This window comes from Sphaerospermopsis sp. FACHB-1094, from assembly GCF_014696195.1.
GTDB lineage: Bacteria > Cyanobacteriota > Cyanobacteriia > Cyanobacteriales > Nostocaceae > Sphaerospermopsis > Sphaerospermopsis kisseleviana.
Window position 1 is genome coordinate 1 of record NZ_JACJPT010000101.1, and the last position, 19,383, is coordinate 19,383.

The window sequence follows — 19,383 nt, forward strand, 5'->3', positions numbered from 1 at the left end:
TAACGATTACATGATTCAAGTTCTCAGTTCTTGTTTCATTGACTCTACATTAGATTCCGATAAGCCCTTATGTCAAGCCTGATTGAGATGCTCTTACCCTGAAACTATTGTCTGAATTAAATCTAGCAAATTTCTTTGTTGACGGGTATCAGGTAAATCTGATTTTGCTTGTGATAATAAAGTTCTCGCTAAAGCTGGAACTGCTTTTTCTTTTTCCACCACTAACTTAATGATACCTAATCCCAAGGATGTTTGTACATCTACCCATTCATCCAAATATAACCGAGTTACCAACGGACTTTCCAATAAATAGCGATAGGGTTCTATTTCTGTGGGTTCTATACTACGTTTAGCAAATAAAACCACAGCTTGCCAGGGTGTAGTGGAAGCATAGAGATGTAAATAAAGAAAGATTTCCGAAAAAAAGCGAGAATAAAAATCCTCATCTCTTTGAAATTGCACCTCTACAAAATAAATCGTTCTTTTTGGTTTATTATCTTTAGGTACAAATACACCATCAATTCTAAAAGCTGTTTGTTTGAGTTCTACAGAAGCAAAATCATAAGCATTTGCTTCACTAGGGGGTAAATTAATCAATTCAAAAAAAGATTGAGGTAAGGTTTGAAAAATGCGATAAAAGATGGAATCTGTTTTCATGAATATTGCGATTAAATATTTTTTGAACTGTTGATTGGGGAAGAACTATGAAACATGATACAATAGTAAACAAGCAAAATATTATATTAATTCCAATTAATTACATCAAGATTGTGGATAACCTAAAAATCATATTTTGAAATTAACTTGAATTAGTGATATAATGACATAGAGGAATTATTGACAACCAAAATATGTTAAAATACCTAACAATTACAGAAGCACAAGAGCAACTTTTAGATTTACCAGATGATTTACAACAAGAACCAATAATCATCACCAAACATGGTAAACCAGTAATGGCGGCCATTAGTTTTGAGCAATATGAATCTTTGCTAGAAACATTAGCAATTTTATCTGATAAAGAATTTACCCAGCAACTACAAGAAAGTATAGCTCAAGCCGACAGGGGAGAAACTATTAGTTGGAATGATGCAAAACTTAAACTCGGACTTTGATAAACCACAATCTGATCAGATTGAATTTGAAATTCAGTTAACACCTTTAGCATTGGAGATGTTAGGGAATATTAAAGATAAACGTCACCAGAAAGCTTTGAGTTCACGGATTGATAAATTAAAAATAGAACCTGAAAAACAGGGAAAACCTTTAACGGGACAGTTGATTAATTATCGCAGTGTTAGGGCTGTGGGTCAACGTTACCGTATAGTTTATCACGTAGAAAATGATCAGGTCGTAGTTTTAGTAGTTGGTGTAGGTTTAAGAAAAGAAGGTGATAAGGGAGATATTTATAATCTTTTGCAGAAATTATTGTAGTTTTTAATATGCAATTGACGAAGTATTCGCTTTACCTAACCAATTATTACAGAATTTTTCATATATTTGAACCAAATTACGCCACCCCATAACCAGTATAAGGGCGTTTATAGGTTTATAAATAACTTAACACATTGTTATTCTTATCCTTCTTACTTTGCGTCTTTGCGTGAGAATAAAAAATATAAACTCCCCCTCCATCACAAAACGAAGGGGGATAAAAAACTAAGCAGTGAAATACTTAGCTACAGAATGATAAGCAATAATCGCCGTCGTAGACTGTTCAGGATATAACTGTTCACTTTCATCCATATACATCTTCATCCTATCAGTACCCAACAACTCCAACTGCTTATACTGATCCTGAATATTCGGACAAGCAGGATAACCGAAACTATACCGAGAACCTTGATAACGCTGCGCCAAAATATCCCGAATATTATCCGGTTCAGCATCACCAAAACCCAACTCACGGCGGATTCTCGCGTGCGTCCATTCTGCCAAAGCTTCCGCAACCTGCACCGCCATTCCATGAAAATACAGATAATCAGTGTATTGATTATCAGCAAATAATTTTTGTGCAAACTCCGTAGCAACTTCCCCCACAGTCACCGCTTGCATGGGGGAAACATCAATTATTCCCGACTCCTTTGGTGCAAAGAAATCTGCAATGCAATATCTTCTCCCAGAACGTTGACGGGGAAACTCAAAACTGGCAATTTGTTGAGATTGATTTTCCACATCATATATATGTAGAGAATTTCCCTCAGACTGACAAGGAAAATACCCATAAATCACTTGAGGATGCAACAACTTCTCCTCAATAATTCGCGCTTTCCAACTTTCTAAAATCGGGTAAACCTTCTCACTTAAAAACCCTTGATATTCCTCCTTAGATTGTTCCTTCGGCTTACGGAATTGCCATTGTCCAGCCACCAAAGCTTGCAAATCTAAATACCAGAATAATTCCTCTAAAGAAATATCATCAGGTTGTAATAATTGCGTTCCCCAAAAAGGAGGAGTGGGACGTTCAATGTTAATTTCTACAGCTTGAGAACGCCTTGTATCTATCTCCCTTGGTTCAGCAGGTGCTTTTACAGATTTTGCAACTTTTTCTTTAACTTCATGGATAGATTCTTCAGTTCCTACCTCATCCAAAAACCCTTTTAAATCATCCCAATTTCCGGCAGCTTTTGCTGGCATTAACTTATCCATAAAAGTCAAATCAGAAAAAGCATCCTTGCCATAAACAACTTTACCTTTGTAAGTATTTTGGCAATCTTCATTCACGAACTTAGGAGTTAACGCCGCACCACCTAAAATTACAGGAACAGTAATTCCCTTTTCATTGAAAACCTGCAAATTCTCCTTCATGAAAGCGGTGGATTTGACTAACAAACCACTCATGGCAATACAATCAGGTTTATGTTCTTGATAAGCCTGAATGATGTTTTCAACTGGTTGTTTAATCCCTAAATTAATCACCTTATAACCATTGTTAGATAAGATGATATCAACCAAGTTTTTACCAATATCATGGACATCACCTTTAACAGTGGCAATCACAAAAGTTCCCTTAGCATTATTACCAGCTTCCGATTTTTCCATGAACGGTTCTAAATAAGCCACCGCCGCTTTCATGGTTTCTGCTGATTGTAATACAAAAGGTAGCTGCATTTGTCCAGAACCGAACAATTCCCCTACCACTTTCATTCCATCTAAGAGAAAAGTATTGATGATTTCCAAAGGTGGATATTGTTCTAAAGCTGTAGCTAATTGTTTTTCTAAACCAATTCTTTCACCGTCAATAATATGACGTTTTAAACGTTCTTCAATTGGTAGACTTTCATCAACGCCTGTATTACGTTTGGTTTTGACTCCTGCAAAAATTGTTGTCAATTCTCCCAAAGGATCATAAACGCAAACATCACCATCAAATTTGCGTTCATCATATATTAATTGCCGACAAACTTCTTGATGTTGGAGTTCAATTTTCGCTAGGGGTAAAATTTTACTCGCGCTAACAATTGCTGCATCCATTCCCGCATTCATCGCTTCGTGTAAAAACATTGAGTTCAACACCATACGCGCTGCTGGGTTTAAACCAAAGGATATATTAGATACACCCAAAATTACATGGCACCCAGGTAATTCTTGACGAATGCGGCGAATTGACTCTATAGTGGCTTTTCCGTTTTCCCGGTCTTCTTCAATCCCTGTAGAAATCGGTAAAGCTAAAGTATCAAAAAATATCTCTGTCGCTGGAATACCATACTCTACAGCTTGACGGTAAGCACGTTGGGCAATTTGAAACTTTTTATCTGCGGTTCGTGCCATGCCATCTTCGTCAATTGTACCAATGACGACACCAGCACCATACTGTTTCGCTAATTCCAACACCTTTAAAAATCGCGGTTCGCCGTCTTCATAGTTGGTAGAATTGAGTAAACACTTACCTCCGGCAACTTTTAACCCCGCTTCCATTTTTTCCCATTCGGTGGAATCGAGCATTAAAGGTAAAGTAACATTATTAACAATGCGAGAAACTAACTCGTGCATATCACGCACGCCATCCCGTCCCACATAGTCAACGTTCACATCTAAAATGTGTGCGCCTTCTTTTACCTGACTCCTGGCCATTGACACCAAACCATCCCAGTCTTCAGCGTTCAATAAGTCACGGCATTTTTTAGAACCACTGGCGTTAAGACGTTCACCGACGATCAAGAAAGAATTATCTTGATCATAGTTTTGAGTGGTATAAATTGAAGCTGCTGCTGGTTCTAAACTTGGTTGTCTAACCTTTGGTTTTAAGTCCTTGGCAATTTCCGCTAATTGTTGAATGTGTGCTGGACGTGTCCCACAGCAACCCCCAATCACTTGGACACCCAAATCTTCAACAAAGTGCATCAACGCCATACGTAATTCTATTGGTGTGAGTTTGTAATGAGCTTGACCACCAACATTTTCCGGTAAACCGGCATTGGGAATACAGGAAACTACGAAAGGAGAATGTTCTGATAAATACTTGATGTGTGGTTTCATCAAGTCTGGACCAGTGGCGCAGTTTAAACCGAGAATATCAATGGAGTATGGTTCTAAAATAGTTAAAACGGCAGCAATCTCCGTACCTACCAACATTGTCCCCATACTTTCCATTGTCACGGAAACCATTAATGGCTTTCTTTCGCCTTTTTTCGTAAAAATTTCCTCAACTCCGTTTAATGCGGCTTTAATTTGCAGAACATCTTGGCAAGTTTCAACGATGAATAAATCCACACCACCATCAAGCAAAGCCTCTGCTTGTTCGGCAAAAGCAGCTTTCATGGTATCAAAATCAATATGTCCCAAAGTGGGAAGTTTGGTAGTCGGACCCATTGAACCTGCAACAAAGCGGGGTTTTTCCGGGGTAGAAAATTCCGCAGCCACACTTTTAGCTAGTTCTGCGGCTTTCTTACTGAGATAATAGGCTTGGTCTGCTAGATCGTATTCTGCTAAAACAATAGAAGTACCACCAAAGGTATCAGTTTCAATCACATCTGCACCCGCAGCGAGGAAGTCACGATGAACTTTAGCAACTGCTTCCGGTTTAGTATGTACCAAGTATTCATTACAACCTTCATACTGTGCGCCGCCGAAGTCCTCAGCAGTGAGGTTTTGGGTTTGCAGGTTAGTTCCCATTGCACCATCAAAGACGATGACAGGAAGTTCTGGACTATGTAAGCGTTGGAGAAATGAATGTGTCATATTTTATGAAAGAAAATTGTGTGTAGTCTGATAAGATGCAACCTAATTTACTATTTTCCAAGATTTTGATGTTTTAGGCAGGGTTTACAGAAAAGAATATGTTAAAAAATCAAGAAGCAGGTTTTATCCGCTTACAAACAGATGTATTTAGGGTTAAATTATTGGCAAGCATCAATGATGTGATCTTGGAGAAACAGCGCATCGTCTTGGTAAAAGGGGAGGAAGATGTGGCTGCTATTATTCCAGTTAATGAATTTGAACGTCTGGAATGGATCACCTATGATATCAAATATGGACAATTTATGATAGATGAAGAATATAATTATGAGGACGGGTGTGGCATACCATGTATTAATATTAAGGAATTAGAATGGAATTTTGAGCAAATACTTGAGCGGGTAATATGCAATAATGAAACCGTTGGGTTAACTTTTCCTACAGCTGCTTTTGAAGATGATATTGAGAATTTTCTTCCAGGGGCAATTTTGATGAATATTCATAAATTTTGGATTCCAGATTATTGGCTGATTAAGTGAAAGTTAAGTTTATTTTATTAAATTAGTTTATCAAACATTTATAATTTATGAGATTTAGACACTGGGCGACTAGGGTAATACTAATTTTTCTGATGCTGGCAACTTTGATTTTAGCCATGTTTATTGGTGGTGCAAGAAAACAGCCAAATAATACAGGAATATCAAATCCAAATCCTATTATTTGGAATCAATATCCACAAGCTTTATATCAATCAGAAAAAACAGCAGAAAAACCGCCAATTACTTTACCTAAGTTACCAATTTTGTCTAAGTCTTTTGTTGAGAGAAAACCAAAAAATCAAGTTATTACTCAATACATAACTACTGCTGCTTTTGCTGGATATAAACCTAATTTAGCTGCTGCTAAAGTACATCCTAGTAATTATGGTGAAAGATTTACTCATGATGTTAATGGTGTACCTGTAAATAATCAACCGCTGATTGTTTTACATGAAACGACTAATTCTGCTTCTAGTGCAGTGAATTTTTTTCAAAATAATAATGTTGATGAAAATGTCCAAGCTAGTTATCATGCTTTAATTACTCTGGATGGTACTGTTATTTATTTAGTAGCACCTGATAAAAGGGCTTTTGGTGCTGGTAATTCGGTTTTTAAAGCTGCTAATGGTGTGGAGGAAACTGTACAAACTAATCCTAATTTATCTCCATCTGTAAATAATTTCGCTTATCATGTTTCTTTAGAAACCCCTCCTGATGCTTGGGGAAAAAGAAATATTCAAGGACATAGCGGTTATACTGAAGATCAATATAATTCTTTAGCTTGGTTAATTGCCCAAAGTCAAGTTCCTGATCAGAGAATTACTACTCATCGTGATGTTGATATTGCTAATGGTAAGGTTGATCCTTTAAGTTTTGATTTTGAGAAGTTTTTTAATAAGTTGCATTCTTTTAGAGAGTTGAGGAGTTTTAATAATTCGTAATTTATTTAAAGTCTTTTTGGTTTTTTAGTTCTTGTACTAAATGATGTACTTTTGTGGATGGGTTTGTACATCCATCTTCATTAGGGTGTTTATTTTCTAGTTTCATGGCGTTATTTATTGCCATTTCTTGGTTGGGTTGCAATTTTGAATAGAGCAATTTATCAGTTTTATCATATTTTTCTCCCTGCTTGAGAATACCAGCTTTTCTCATTTCTGCTTCTAGTTGGGGACGTAATTCATTGTAACTACCAAAGGGACTGGGAGTGTAGTAATAATGAAGGAAAAACCAAAATTCAAAACAAGGTATTGATGTGATAGGAGTACAATTATATTCTTTCGCACGGTTAAGAGCTTGTTTATATTTTTCAGGTTTATTATCGTCATCAAATACACAAAATACTTGATCAACTTTCTCAAATTTAATGTGATTATTTAATTTTATAGCTTCATTAACAATTACAAGGGGATCACCGCCGTTAGCGGAGACAATTTCAATTTTGATTGTTGGTAATCTAAGTTCACGTTTGAGAGAATTAAAATAATTATACTCTGTTTACTCCCCTTCAACTACAATTAAAAAGTTTTTTCTAGGTTGGTTATTTCCTGAACGTCGTTTTAAATTATTGGTAGATTTTCCTCTTGACATATTTTTCTATATTTCTAAATACTTAACCCATTAATAAAAGGAATAGCACCATATCGCCCTAAAAGATAACCTTTTTGTAAAGATTCATCTTCACGGGGTCGAAAATCTAGTAATGAATATAATTTAGTCATGCTGTTATCTTTTTCTGTAAACCAGATTTGATCAGGTCTGAATATTTCTTCATCCAATAGTGTTGTATCATGGGTTGTAAATATTAATTGGGCGTTGTTGTGATTAATTTCTGGATCATTAAACATTTTGATTAATGCGTTGGATAGAACTGGGTGCAAGCTTCTATCTATTTCATCTACTATTAATAATTCTCCTTTTTCTAATACATCTAACCAAGGTCCTGACATCTCAAATAAACGTTGTGTTCCATCAGATTCTTCATCCATATTCAATTCATAAGTTTTATCTTCTGAATCATTCATTTTGTGAACTGTTACTATTCTCATGGCTTTTGGTTCATGTATGATACTTTCTATGTCTGGATTATCAATTTCTTTGTTGATTAAACCTTTTAATACTTGCAGGACTTCTTCAGGCACATTTATCAACTCAGGTCTAATATCAGAAATACCAATATCCGCTTCACTCAATATTTTAACAACTTTTTCACGGAAAATTTGATTTTCTTGACATTTTTTAAATGTAAATCCTTTTGAATTTACGTTAATAGTCAGCATATTTATTTGATCTCGAAAATATTTATATATTTCTTTTAATTGAGGATGGTCATTTTGTGCTGCATGGGACAAAAACAAAGAATTGTAGCGTGTAAATGTTTTAATCTTTCCATTTTCTCCCTTGAGTTCTTCACTAAATGACCATTCATAGTTTTTATAATCTTGTGATTCTTGTGATTCGGTGTTTTCAATTATATGTTTTTTACGATAAAACCAGTTTTGCTGTTGTTCATTGGGATATGCAATTAACCATTCTTCATGAATTTGATCTTGAGTTGCAGAAATTCCATATTCATAACGAGTATCTTTATGAATAAAAATTGCCTCAAATATTGTAGGTTGGTTTGATGATTCACTATTTAATCTAAATGGTTCAAGCGGTAATTTATCACCTGGGTTGATTCTAGTAGCCGAGTTAACAATAATTTGTTTAAGTGTAACAATAGCTTTAATTAAATTACTTTTTCCTGACGCATTTGGTCCATAAATTGCCGCACTTGTAACCAGGCGTAAATCATCTGTATTCGGCATGGGAAAAGTGTTACTATTGAGCATGGTTTCATCATCTTCAGCAGCTACCATACTCAATGTTTGCTTTTCTTGAAAAGAACGATAATTTTCTACACTAAATTCTATAAGCATGATTTTATATTTATAGTTAATTATCAGCTTTATGACTCAAGCATACAGAATAAATCAATAAAAATAAATAGCTCCGGGGATAAAACCAGAGCTATTTTGAAGATACAACAATATACAACGAATTACTTACTAAAACTATAAATATGTTGTGTCTCCAAGCGATCGCTCAATAATGAAGGTTTAATTTCTTTCCCAAAAACCTGCCGATCTAACTGTACTTGTAAATTACTCAAAGGATCACTACCAGCAGAAATCAGAAATTCTAACTTCTGCACATAGGGTAAATCTAGTAAATTATCCAAAATTTGCCCTATCGCTTGCAAGTAAGGATGTCCTTTTTGTTGATACCAATTAGCATCAGCAACATTTGGCTGATCAAATCCCAAATGCACAGTTAATGATGGTTGATCAAATAAAGCAATTCCTAAAGGTCGCGCTTCTTCCTGTAACAATAAATGATTATCTTTTGCTAAATGTCTGATTTTCTCTAAACGTTCATAACGTTTGGTGACAGATTCCGGTTCATCTTCCCAGTCTAATGCTACTGTCACCAGATAAGTTTGTAACAACATATGTCCCAGTTTCTTAGCTTTTGTAGCTAGATAACGGGAATTGAAATCATTAGATTCTATCAGCAAAGGTACACGATCTACAACTTCCAAACCATAGCCTTTCACACCCGCAATTTTACGGGGATTATTAGTAATGAGGCGAATTTTTTTAACACCTAAATCCATGAGAATTTGCGCCCCCATGCCATAATCTCGCAAATCCGCAGGAAAACCTAAACGCTCGTTTGCTTCTACCGTATCCAGTCCCATATCCTGCAAAGAGTAGGCTTTAAGCTTGTTGATCAAACCTATACCCCGGCCTTCTTGACGCAGGTAAACTACGACACCTTGACCGGCATTTTCAATCATTTTTAATGCGGCTTTTAACTGCATTCGGCAATCACAACGCAAAGACCCCAAAGCATCACCGGTCAAACATTCTGAGTGCATCCGCACCATTACAGGTTCATCACCGAAATTTGCCGGATCACCCTTGACAATTGCCACATGATCTGTATTATCCAAAGTGTGACGGTAGCCGTAAATATCAAATTGTCCAAACTGGGTAGGTAATTTAGTGACAATTTCTCGATAAATCAGGCGATCATTTTGCAGACGATAACTAATTAAATCCGCAATACTGATAATTTTTAGTTTATGGACTTTGGCATATTCAACTAGCTGTTGTAATCTTGCCATTGAACCATCAGGATTTTGAATTTCACAAATCACCCCAGCAGGGTATAATCCTGCTAGTCGCGCTAAATCAACTGCCGCTTCTGTGTGTCCTGCACGCTTCAGCACACCCCCAGCTTTAGCCCGAATCGGGAAAATATGCCCAGGACGGCGCAAATCTTCGGGTTTTGTAGCAGGGTTGAGAGTTATCTGAATGGTACGCGCTCGATCTTCAGCAGAGATCCCCGTACTGACTCCTAAATGGGGACCTGCATCAATGCTGACGGTAAAAGCGGTTTGGTTAGTATCTGTGATGTTGCTGACCATGAGGGGAAGGTCAAGTTCATCCAGGCGATCGCCTGTCATCGCTAAACAAATCAAACCCCTAGCTTCCACCGCCATAAAATTAATCATATCCGGGGTGGCAAACTGGGCAGCACAAATTAGATCACCTTCATTTTCGCGATTTTCGTCATCTACCACCACAATAGAACGACCGGCTTTAAGGTCAGCTAAAGCGGCATCAATAGAATCAAATTTAAAGGTTTGGTTATTATTGGACTGTGACACAGGAAATTCTAGCTACCAACGTAAATTTTTTTAACAATTTCTTATTTTAGATTGTAGCCTGTTTATCGAAACTAGAGCGATCAGGAGTCAGGAGTCAGGAGTCAGGAGTTGAGATATTGTATTGTCATGTAATGCTTGGGCTTTTTATACTGCTTTAATTTCCATTAATTTTTGTACTACAGGATGGGGGTTTTTACGCTGTTCCTCTCGCATTTTATGACTCCACTCTAGCCAGTCGGCTATATACTGACTAACTTTTTCTTTTTCGTGATGATAATACCAGGACTTACGCAAAAGGGAACGAAAGTAGGGGTAATTCATGAATTACCCCTACGCAAGAATAAGGCTTTCAGTCACATCTTGCGTAAGTCCTAAATACAAAATAGTCGCATAGACTTGTTCTATGGTCAGACTCGGAAACATTTGGCTAATTTCTTCCGGTGTTCTGGCACGATAAATATATTCATATAAAATGGTTTCTATACCAATGCGAGAGCCTTTTAAACGAATATCCTCTGGACTAAGAAAGTTAAAGTAGTCTTCTAGTTGCATGATTTGAGTTCTCCTGTAGAATTATGTTTTGGGTGGAAAACCGATGGATGTTGATGGGTATATTTTAACTCTTGAAGATAATGGAACACTGCAATTAGTCAGTCTCAAACAACAAGTTAAAAAATTAAGAGGTTTATTAAAAGATAAATCACCTGATAGAAGTTTGGTAGATGAACTTATTCAGGAACGCAGACAGGAGTATTTAAGTGAATAAATCTGTGTTAGATGCTTCTGCTTTTTTATCTATCGCTATTCATAAAATGCGGAACTTCGCCCAAATTTCCGAGGAGGATCAACATTTTCAAAACGAACAGCTTTAGTATCAAAAGCAATGATGGTTCTAGATTTTCCAAACATATCAATAGAGTAACATTGTTCTGGTAAAATCGGGGCAACAATCCGTTGATTTCCTTCCCAGTTATAGATATGTACCTCAGCACAAGATTGAACTCGCTCTAAGTTCAATGTCCAGTAAAATGTTTTTCCTAAAATTGCTAATGTGCGTAAACCTTCCGGTGCTTCATGCAGTTTTGTTTCATCATCAACATATTTATCTAGTTGTTGGGGAGGAATACCTGTGCGGACAATGACAATTTCATTCTTCATATTTTTTGATTTTTTTGATTTTTTTGATTTTTTTGATTTAAAATTTATAAATCATGGAAATATTCAAAAGCTTCTTTAATTAATGACAATTTATTTTCAGGACATTGATAAACTCTTGGTTTTCCTTCAGAACTACGTTTAGATGGTTTAAGTGGAAGTCCTAACTGTTCTTTTGCATGAGCAATCCAACAAGTTTTTACTGTTACCTGATGTTTATTTTTAATGTAATCCTGGATTTGTTTATAAGTAGTCATATTTGACAATTCCCAGATTTATAAGCGGTTTCCAATTCATTAGGAGAAGGCGGGTAAATAGCGAACCAGTCAAAGTTAAAAACATCTTCACGTTCAGCATGAATATTATTTGTAGTAATCAAACCATTTCCTGGCAGTCCAGTTGTTTGATTAACTACTATAACTGTTAAGGGTGGAAGTTTATTTTGCTGACAATAATACATGATGTGTCCCAATATGGGAGCTAAAGTCCCTGAACCTTGAAAACCAAGAATTTCAGCTAACATTTTATAGGTTAAAGTTTGGCGGTTCACTGCTTTGCTGATCAAAATTTGCCATATTTGTAAGGCACGTTTTGGATGCGTTGGGTTTTCGTTAAAGGTTTTGTACATTTATTTGCTATAAAAAGTACACTCTAAAAAAATACAGGTAATAGCTTGTCAGTTAAAATAATAATTCTATCTAAGTGCAGTTGTAAATATTTTTCTAGATTAAGTGATCACAACAATTGAGTTAAACTAGAAAGCGAGAAAATACACAAAAAATTGCTTACACCACGCTATGCTATCAAGCAGCAAGGGTGTTTTACCTCCTGCCCCCTGCCTCCTGCCTTCTCCAAAATACGATATTTGCTATACAATGCAGCGAAAGTTCAATAATAATTCAGTTATCACCAATTGGCTAACAACCTGATTGATGATAGCTAATATTAGATTAACCAAAAGCGGATAAGGATTTCATAACATGGGTAATTTAAGACGCGTACCAGTTGGCATTGTTGGCGCGTCAGGTTATGGCGGAGTGCAACTTGTCAGACTCCTGATGGATCATCCAGAAGTAGAAGTAGTATATTTAGGTGGCGAAAGCAGCGCAGGGAAAACATTTGCGGATCTTTATCCCCATTTGGGGAGTGTAGTTCAACTCAACATTGAAGCGGTAGATCCAGAACTGATTGCTAGTAGATGTGAAGTAGTATTTCTATCTTTACCCAACGGTTTAGCCTGTGACATTGCACCCAAACTGATAGAAAAAGGCTGTAAAGTATTAGATTTGAGTGCCGACTATCGTTTCAGTGAGTTAAAAACTTATACAACTTGGTATGGAACAGAAAGAAGCGATCGCACTATTGCCAAAACAGCAGTTTATGGTTTACCAGAATTGTACCGCGATCGCATTGCCGAAACCAATCTCATCGGTTGTCCTGGTTGCTATCCCACAGCCAGTTTACTCGCCCTTGCCCCACTGCTGAAACAAGGTTTAATTATACCAGAAACAGCGATCATTGATGCTAAATCTGGGACATCTGGAGGAGGAAGACAAGGTAAAATCAATCTTTTGTTAGCGGAAGCTGATAACTCCCTAGCTGCGTATAACGTCGCCCGTCACCGGCACACTCCAGAAATTGAGCAAATTTGCAGTGATTTAGCCGGACACGAAGTTACAGTACAATTTACACCTCATTTAATCCCAATGGTGAGGGGAATATTAGCCACCGTTTACGCCACCTTGCGAGATCCGGGTTTAGTGCGTGATGATTTAATTACAATTTACACCGCATTTTACCGTAATTCCCCCTGGGTGAAAATCTGTAATAGCGGCACATATCCCCAAACCAAATGGGCTTGTGGAAGTAACTCCTGTTATATAGGTATAGAAGTTGACCCCCGAACCCGGCGAGTGATCGTCATGTCAGCCATTGACAACTTGATTAAAGGTCAAGCAGGACAAGCCATACAATGTATGAACATTATGATGGGTTGGGATGAAACCTTGGGTTTACCCAAAGTTGGGTTTTATCCATAACAATTGACAATTGACAATTATCAATTGTCAATTATCAATTACTTTGGTCCTAAACCAACTTTACCTGCATAGATAGCGCGATCGCCTAATTCATCTTCAATTCTGAGCAAGCGATTGTATTTAGCCACCCGTTCACTACGACAGAGAGAACCGGTTTTAATTTGTCCTGCGCGAGTTGCTACTGCTAAATCTGCAATGGTTGTATCTTCGGTTTCACCGGAACGATGGCTAATAACTGAACGGAAACCGTTGCGTGTAGCTAAATCAATGGTTTCCAAAGTTTCAGTGAGAGAACCGATTTGATTTAACTTAATCAAAATCGAGTTACCGGCTTTTTGTTCGATGCCTTTTTGTAAGCGGGTGGCGTTGGTTACAAACAAATCATCACCAACTAACTGCACCTTAGAACCGACTTTCTGAGTTAGTAATTGCCAGTTTTGCCAATCTTCCTCATGTAAACCATCTTCAATGGAAACAATAGGATATTGATCCACCAACTGCCCTAAATAATCAATAAACTCAACGGGGCTATGGGGTTTACCATCATAAACATATTGCCCATCTTTGTAAAATTCACTAGCAGCCACATCTAAAGCTAAAGCTACCTGTTCCCCAGGTTTGTAACCAGCTTTTTCAATGGCTGCTACCAGCAATTCTAAAGCCACTTGGTTAGATTCTAAGTTAGGTGCAAAACCACCTTCATCACCCACACCAGTTAGCAAACCTTTATCATCCAAAACTTTGCTGAGAGTGGCAAAAACTTCCGCACCCCAACGCAAAGCTTCTTTAAAAGAAGGCGCACCGATAGGAACAATCATAAACTCTTGAAAGTCTACATTATTGGCAGCGTGCGCTCCCCCGTTGATCACGTTCATCAAAGGTACAGGCAGCAAGTTTGCTAAAGGTCCACCCAAATAACGATAAAGGGGAATATCTAACGCTGCTGCACCTGCTTTAGCTGCTGCTAAAGAAATTCCTAAAATCGCATTCGCGCCTAAATTAGCTTTGTTAGGAGAACCATCTGTAGCAATCATAGTCCGGTCTAACAACTCTTGGTTGAGAACATCCAACCCTAATAATTTGGGCGCTAATATCTCATTGGCATTTTTTACCGCCGTGAGGACTCCTTTACCACCATAACGGCTTTTATCGCCATCTCGCAGTTCATGTGCTTCAAATGTGCCTGTGGAAGCACCGCTAGGAACTTGTGCTAGTCCGACTGCACCACCAGCTAAATGTACTTCTGCTTCTAGGGTAGGTCTACCCCGTGAGTCGAGGATTTCGCGGGCTACAATGGCTTCAATGGCGGTGTCTAGATATTTGGTCATTCCTGCTTTCTCCTTATGTTTGATAGTTAAGACTTTCCAGTTTAGTCCTAAACCAATCGTTAGTTTATGCGTTTTTAACGGAAAATTGGGTGAGATTAAAGAAGATTTCCGAGTTTGAGTCAACTCAAAGGAAAGATTAATTTTTTTTAAGCCTTTAACCGTATAGTTGCCCAAGAAGACAGACAGTTGTATATTATATGAATGTAAAAAATAGTATAAATACTTTCAGTAACAATGCTTGAACGCTGACAATATCCATATTCAAGTTAATGTTACAGCAAATCTTAGTTGCTAGTAAGCATAAAAACGCAATTACCATAGAATAGCCTATGACTTGTTTGGAGTAGCTTTGATATTCATTGTCCCAATTGCGGTATGGCATTTGCAGATAAACCGTGAAATTTGCAGATAAACAGATTTTTGACATCTGACGCACCCTAGTAAGTGCTGTGTTTTAAGCCACAGAAAAATCTGTAAACTGCCGATATTCAGGACGAATAAACCCTAAAATAATATCATCCTTTTCTACTCCTAACTCCCATAATTCCCCAGTTATTCCCCTTTCTGTACCATCCCATTCAATGCAGATTTTACCATCAATAATTCGCAAATGAAACACCACTGCATGAACCCTACCTGTTTTATCCCAACCTGTATCCATTAACAAATAATTATCAGATTCTTGATCACAAATACACAAAGCCTCAATTTGACCATGACTAGGTTTATACTTAGCGTGATTTCCGACAACACTAATTATAATTTTTCTGTATTTTTCTAACTTATCCATTGTACAATTACCTCCAGAATTGGATCAAAAATAATGTAATTAATCTGCTATTGATCACTTAAAATATCTTGAATAGCTGGTTTGAGAAAAAAGTCTTGATAAGCAGCTTCAGGAATTGCTAAATATAATTTATGTTCTGGATTAATCCTTTTTATTAAACTAACATAAATATTGTATTGTCCTAGAGTTTTTTCTAATTCTGAAATTAAAGAAGGACTGTTAAAAACCTTGATTTCAATTACTATCTTTTGCTGCATCTTTTGGGCTGCAAATAACTTTTCTGCTCCCAAATCAGCGTATAAACGCAAACCTTTATATTCTAATATAAATGGATCATCAGTAATTGTCCATCCATCTTTAGTGAGGGCATTTTTAACTTGATTATGAAATAAATCGTACTGTGGCATTACTAAATCAAAAATATCAACTTTAGCTTACCTTTTCAGTTTAGTGCTAAACCAACCGTTAGTTTATGCGTTTCTGGGGAAAAATAGGCTGAGATTAAAGAAGTTTTCCATTGATGCGGGAGGTTGATGTGTAAGGTTGCTTTTGTGTAAGTATTCTTTGAGGAATGTTTCGCGCAATCTCCCTCAGGAGATCCCGCAGGGTAGACGCAAAGGAAGAAAGAATTTAATTTAGGGTGTTGTTTAAATACATAAAAACTTTTACAATAACAAGATTGCAGATTGTTGTCAAATTACACAAGTGTTAATGATGCTAACTCTCTATTTCGGGAATCAATAATATAATCTTATTTTTTAACAGTTTAATGATTGAAAATACATAACTATTCAAAATTCTTCCTTTATATTTTCTTAATATTTAATTGAGAATTATTTTTATTTATCAACGGTATTGCAATATTTTCAGGCATCTGGTATGATTTAAGAGAATTTGTAATTTGCCTTATTGTGCCTATTTGTAAACCAGGGTTTTAAGCAGCAGATTAAAAGCCCTTACTGGTAAGAGTTTCAGAACACACAAAAATAAGAACCTGCAAAAAAGCCAGGGATTTATCAAAAATTCCTGACATGAGATTCAACTATTTTGATGCTGTTATTAGCAGGTTAGGAATCAGGGGGATTGACAAAAAAGATTGAATATGGTAAGTGAGTTGCGTTAGGAAGATGAAGCGATCGCTATTTTGATAGAAAAATGGATCGAGTGGAAAGGGCGATCGCTATATCTGCTATATGGCTATTTTTAGATATAATATATTAAAAAATAACCAAATAATTTATGACAGCAGTAATTACTAATCATATTGAAATAACGCCGGGTATATGTGGTGGCAAACCTCGCATTGCCGGACATCGAATTAAAGTACAAAATATCGTCATTTGGTATGAACGCATGGGAATGTCACCAGATGAAATTGTCTATCATTATCCTAGTATTACTTTAGCTGATGTTCATGCAGCATTGGCTTATTATTATGACCATCTGGAAGAGATTAGAAAAGATATAGAAGATGACGAAGTATTTGCTAGGGAGATGAAAGCTCAAACGCCTTCTTTAGTTCAGCAGAAACTTCAAAAAGGTCATGATTAGAGAAATTAAATTTCATTTAGATGAAAATGTCAGTAATGCCATTGCTGCTGGACTTCGCAAACGGGGAATTGATGTAACCACGACTCCAGAACAAGGACTTATTTCTGTATCTGATGAGGTGCAATTAGAATTTTCGGTATCTCAAGGAAAAGTTATATTTACTCAGGATACTGATTTTTTGAGATTACATCAAGTCAATACCAATCATTTGGGAATTGTTTATTGTTCTCAACAGACTAAATCTATTGGGCAAATTATTCAGGGTTTAGTATTAATTTGGGAGTTGCTATCACCTGAAGAGATGTTTGGAAGGATTGAATATTTATGAATGAGAAAAGCGTTAGCGAAGCTTACCGAAGGTATCGCACTGATGAAGTCAATGTGGCTAGAGTTGGAAAGGCGATCGCTATAAATCGCTATAAGTAGTTAGGCGTTAAAAATTTTCCTTACGACAAATAAGGAGCTAGAAAACATAAGGGAAAATAAGTTTATATAAATTTATTTTTTGTTACATACTATTTGTAATTATTTATGGTATAGTATCACAAAACAAGTAATAATTGATAGTTAAACCGTTACATAAAATGAACAATATGAATTTTCATAAAATCCAACCAAGAGAATCATTAAATAAAGCCTTTCTCAAAGTTAAACCCAACAGAAATGACATTGAGAACTTCAAAAAGAACCTACAAAATTTAATTGATAAAATCAACGAATCCGAATCAGAAGAATTTCACAAAAATCTAATTGGTGACTTTTTAAAAAACACATATTACAGCAACAATCATTTTATAAACACCAAAGGAAGAAATGATTTAGTGATCCATAATGGTAAAGACGCTAAGACTACTGTTGGTGTAATTTTAGAATTTAAAAAACCAACAAATAAAAGCGAAATGCTCAAAGTTGATAATTTAAACACCAAAGCTTTGCAAGAATTAGTTTTATATTTTCTGCGGGAACGTTTGACAGCTAAAAATTTAGAAATTAAATATTTAATAGCGACTAATATTTATGAATGGTTCATTTTTGATGCTAATATATTTGAGAAAGCATTTATAGAAAATAAAACCCTGGTTCAGCAGTTTACAGATTTTGAAGCTGGAAGATTAAGCAATAAAAAAACCGACTTCTTTTATAAAGAAATTGCTAAACCTACCATTGATGAAATTGTCGATAAAATCACCTTTACACATTTAGATATTCGAGACTATCAGCAATATTTAAACCCTGGTGAACATCCAGATGAACATAAGTTAATTTCCCTGTTTAAGCTATTTTCTCCAGAACATTTATTAAAATTACCTTTTACTAATGATAGTAATACTCTTGATAAAGGTTTTTACAGTGAATTATTACATATTATCGGTTTGGTAGAAACTAAAGAAGGTAGTAAAAAACTGATTCAACGGAAAAAAGAACCTGAAAGAAACGTTGGTTCATTAATAGAAAATGCCATTATTCAACTCGATAGTTTAGATAAAATTTCTCGGTTAGAGAAACCAGAGCAATTTGGAGAAACTTACCAAGAACAACTTTTCAATCTGGGTTTAGAATTAGCAATTACTTGGATTAATAGAATCCTATTTTTGAAATTATTAGAAGCTCAATTAATTAGATATCATAAAAATGATCCGTCTTGGGGATTTTTGAACTTACAAAAAGTTAAGAATTATGATGATCTCAATAGTCTATTTTTTAGCGTTTTAGCACGTAAACCACAGGAAAGAAGCCAGAAATTACAAACAATATTTGCTCATGTTCCTTATTTAAACAGTTCTTTGTTTGAACTTACAGACCTTGAACAAGATACTATTGTAATTAGCAATTTAGGAAATGAGAAATTACCGATTTTTACAGGTACTATCTTAAAAGATAATAACGGTAAAAAACTGACTGGTGAAATTAATGCTTTAGAATATCTATTTGAATTTCTCAATGCTTATGATTTTAGTAGTGAAACTGGGGAAGAAATTCAGGAAGAAAATAAAAGATTAATTAATGCTGCTGTACTGGGTTTAATCTTTGAGAAAATTAACGGTTATAAAGATGGTTCTTTCTTTACTCCTGGTTTTATTACTATGTA

Annotated in this window: 20 protein-coding genes and 2 pseudogenes; 9 read left to right on the top strand and 13 right to left on the bottom strand. The window is 36.0% G+C overall.

Annotated features, from left to right (window positions below):
• Positions 1-93: 93 nt before the first annotated feature.
• The gene (locus H6F47_RS21755; protein WP_190650939.1) at positions 94-657 is read right to left on the bottom strand and encodes an Rpn family recombination-promoting nuclease/putative transposase; all 564 of its coding nucleotides are present in this window, start codon (positions 655-657) and stop codon (positions 94-96) included.
• Positions 658-851: 194 nt separating this feature from the next.
• Between H6F47_RS21755 and H6F47_RS21760 the strand changes: the two genes are divergently transcribed.
• Positions 852-1,115: a type II toxin-antitoxin system Phd/YefM family antitoxin gene (locus H6F47_RS21760; protein WP_096566371.1), complete on the top strand. Its 264-nt coding sequence runs from the start codon at positions 852-854 to the stop codon at positions 1,113-1,115.
• On the top strand, positions 1,087-1,434 hold the full coding sequence (locus H6F47_RS21765; protein WP_228051634.1) for a type II toxin-antitoxin system RelE/ParE family toxin: 348 nt from the start codon (positions 1,087-1,089) through the stop codon (positions 1,432-1,434). Before H6F47_RS21760 ends, H6F47_RS21765 begins: the two co-directional genes overlap by 29 nt.
• Before the next feature lie 225 nt (positions 1,435-1,659).
• Here the strand turns inward: H6F47_RS21765 and metH are convergent, their stop codons facing one another.
• On the bottom strand, positions 1,660-5,181 hold the full coding sequence (gene metH, locus H6F47_RS21770) for a methionine synthase (RefSeq protein ID WP_190650941.1): 3,522 nt from the start codon (positions 5,179-5,181) through the stop codon (positions 1,660-1,662).
• Between the two features lie 98 nt (positions 5,182-5,279).
• On the opposite strand from metH, the gene H6F47_RS21775 reads away from it, so the two are divergent.
• A complete protein-coding gene (locus tag H6F47_RS21775; protein ID WP_190650943.1) occupies positions 5,280-5,717 on the top strand; it encodes a type II toxin-antitoxin system Phd/YefM family antitoxin in 438 nt (145 codons plus the stop codon).
• 47 nt (positions 5,718-5,764) lie between these two features.
• On the top strand, positions 5,765-6,658 hold the full coding sequence (locus H6F47_RS21780) for a peptidoglycan recognition family protein (protein ID WP_190650946.1): 894 nt from the start codon (positions 5,765-5,767) through the stop codon (positions 6,656-6,658).
• Position 6,659: 1 nt separating this feature from the next.
• Here H6F47_RS21780 and H6F47_RS21785 read toward each other — a convergent pair.
• The 5 genes and pseudogenes from H6F47_RS21785 to H6F47_RS28945 form a co-directional block, all read right to left on the bottom strand.
• Positions 6,660-7,199: pseudogene (locus tag H6F47_RS21785) on the bottom strand (RloB family protein); the annotation flags it as partial.
• 119 nt (positions 7,200-7,318) lie between these two features.
• A complete protein-coding gene (locus H6F47_RS21790; RefSeq protein ID WP_190650949.1) occupies positions 7,319-8,635 on the bottom strand; it encodes an ATP-binding protein in 1,317 nt (438 codons plus the stop codon).
• A gap of 122 nt (positions 8,636-8,757) precedes the next feature.
• A complete protein-coding gene (gene ribBA / locus H6F47_RS21795; RefSeq protein ID WP_190650951.1) occupies positions 8,758-10,431 on the bottom strand; it encodes a bifunctional 3,4-dihydroxy-2-butanone-4-phosphate synthase/GTP cyclohydrolase II in 1,674 nt (557 codons plus the stop codon).
• A 144-nt stretch (positions 10,432-10,575) separates the two neighbouring features.
• The gene (locus H6F47_RS28940; protein ID WP_190650954.1) at positions 10,576-10,752 is read right to left on the bottom strand and encodes a hypothetical protein; all 177 of its coding nucleotides are present in this window, start codon (positions 10,750-10,752) and stop codon (positions 10,576-10,578) included.
• Positions 10,753-10,761: 9 nt separating this feature from the next.
• A complete protein-coding gene (locus H6F47_RS28945) occupies positions 10,762-10,983 on the bottom strand; it encodes a DUF433 domain-containing protein (protein WP_190650956.1) in 222 nt (73 codons plus the stop codon).
• A gap of 28 nt (positions 10,984-11,011) precedes the next feature.
• Here H6F47_RS28945 and H6F47_RS21810 point away from each other — a divergent pair, with 28 nt between their 5' ends.
• Positions 11,012-11,197 (top strand): hypothetical protein, encoded by a 186-nt coding sequence (locus H6F47_RS21810; RefSeq protein ID WP_137667519.1) that lies wholly within the window; start codon positions 11,012-11,014, stop codon positions 11,195-11,197.
• A gap of 35 nt (positions 11,198-11,232) precedes the next feature.
• Here H6F47_RS21810 and H6F47_RS21815 read toward each other — a convergent pair whose 3' ends face one another.
• The 3 genes from H6F47_RS21815 to H6F47_RS21825 are packed head-to-tail and all read right to left on the bottom strand — an operon-like array spanning position 11,233 to position 12,214.
• On the bottom strand, positions 11,233-11,589 hold the full coding sequence (locus H6F47_RS21815) for a hypothetical protein (RefSeq protein WP_096566355.1): 357 nt from the start codon (positions 11,587-11,589) through the stop codon (positions 11,233-11,235).
• A 44-nt stretch (positions 11,590-11,633) separates the two neighbouring features.
• Positions 11,634-11,843, bottom strand: coding sequence for a hypothetical protein (locus tag H6F47_RS21820; protein ID WP_096566353.1), 210 nt, complete (start codon positions 11,841-11,843; stop codon positions 11,634-11,636).
• Positions 11,840-12,214, bottom strand: a complete 375-nt coding sequence (locus H6F47_RS21825) for a hypothetical protein (RefSeq protein WP_096566351.1) — start codon at positions 12,212-12,214, stop codon at positions 11,840-11,842. Before H6F47_RS21825 ends, H6F47_RS21820 begins: the two co-directional genes overlap by 4 nt.
• Positions 12,215-12,566: 352 nt before the next feature.
• Between H6F47_RS21825 and argC the strand changes: the two genes are divergently transcribed.
• Entirely contained in the window at positions 12,567-13,625 is a 1,059-nt protein-coding gene (gene argC / locus H6F47_RS21830) for an N-acetyl-gamma-glutamyl-phosphate reductase (RefSeq protein ID WP_096566349.1), read from the top strand.
• 38 nt (positions 13,626-13,663) lie between these two features.
• On the opposite strand, the gene eno is transcribed toward argC, so the two are convergent.
• The 3 genes from eno to H6F47_RS21845 all read right to left on the bottom strand — a co-directional run bounded on the left by eno (position 13,664) and on the right by H6F47_RS21845 (position 16,150).
• The gene (gene eno / locus H6F47_RS21835; protein ID WP_096566347.1) at positions 13,664-14,953 is read right to left on the bottom strand and encodes a phosphopyruvate hydratase; all 1,290 of its coding nucleotides are present in this window, start codon (positions 14,951-14,953) and stop codon (positions 13,664-13,666) included.
• 454 nt (positions 14,954-15,407) lie between these two features.
• Entirely contained in the window at positions 15,408-15,743 is a 336-nt protein-coding gene (locus H6F47_RS21840) for a XisI protein (RefSeq protein ID WP_096566345.1), read from the bottom strand.
• A 47-nt stretch (positions 15,744-15,790) separates the two neighbouring features.
• Positions 15,791-16,150, bottom strand: a complete 360-nt coding sequence (locus H6F47_RS21845) for an element excision factor XisH family protein (RefSeq protein WP_190650961.1) — start codon at positions 16,148-16,150, stop codon at positions 15,791-15,793.
• A gap of 832 nt (positions 16,151-16,982) precedes the next feature.
• On the opposite strand from H6F47_RS21845, the gene H6F47_RS21850 reads away from it, so the two are divergent.
• From H6F47_RS21850 to H6F47_RS21860, 3 genes and pseudogenes are all read left to right on the top strand, one after another.
• On the top strand, positions 16,983-17,294 hold the full coding sequence (locus tag H6F47_RS21850; RefSeq protein ID WP_096566341.1) for a DUF433 domain-containing protein: 312 nt from the start codon (positions 16,983-16,985) through the stop codon (positions 17,292-17,294).
• The gene (locus H6F47_RS21855; protein ID WP_190650963.1) at positions 17,287-17,622 is read left to right on the top strand and encodes a DUF5615 family PIN-like protein; all 336 of its coding nucleotides are present in this window, start codon (positions 17,287-17,289) and stop codon (positions 17,620-17,622) included. Before H6F47_RS21850 ends, H6F47_RS21855 begins: the two co-directional genes overlap by 8 nt.
• 256 nt (positions 17,623-17,878) lie before the next feature.
• Positions 17,879-19,383: pseudogene (locus H6F47_RS21860) on the top strand (type II restriction endonuclease); the annotation flags it as partial.